Source organism: Mesorhizobium sp. M1A.F.Ca.ET.072.01.1.1, from assembly GCF_004023325.1.
Taxonomy (GTDB): Bacteria; Pseudomonadota; Alphaproteobacteria; order Rhizobiales; family Rhizobiaceae; genus Mesorhizobium.
In genome coordinates this window covers 1-431 of sequence record NZ_RZSF01000751.1, presented here as the reverse complement: position 1 = coordinate 431, position 431 = coordinate 1, and the positions used below count along the sequence as shown (strand labels likewise).

General features: G+C 69.4%; 1 protein-coding gene. It reads right to left on the bottom strand.

The features are described 5' to 3' along the window. A partial coding sequence (locus EOA32_RS37860) for a metallopeptidase TldD-related protein (RefSeq protein WP_348632253.1) occupies nt 1-431 on the bottom strand: 431 nt, incomplete at both ends.

Here is a 431-nt window from a genome sequence, read left to right as displayed (position 1 = left end):
CCATCATGTCGCGCAGGAAGCTGGTCTTGCGCGCCACCGCGGCGCCGTTGATGGCGCCGGCGAGATGGCCGGCAATGCCGCGCGCAACACGCGGGTCGAACACGACGTCGACCGGGCCGGTCGCCGCCTTGCGGGCGCCGAGGCGGCGCACGGCGCGTTCGCCGGCCTTGCGGCCGATCTCCTCCGGCGCGTCGAGATCGGCGAAATGCTGGCGCGAGGAGAATTCATAGTCGCGTTCCATCGCCGTGCCTTGGCCTGCAATGACGCTGGTCGAACGTGAAAAGCGCGACGCGACATATTGGCCGACAAAGCCATGCGAGGTCGCAAGTACCAGGCCGCCAAGGCCGGCGCTGGCGCTGCTGCCGGAGGAATTGGTGACGCCATTGACGGCAAGGGCCGCCGCTTCCGCTGCCAGCGCCGCCTCCTTGAGC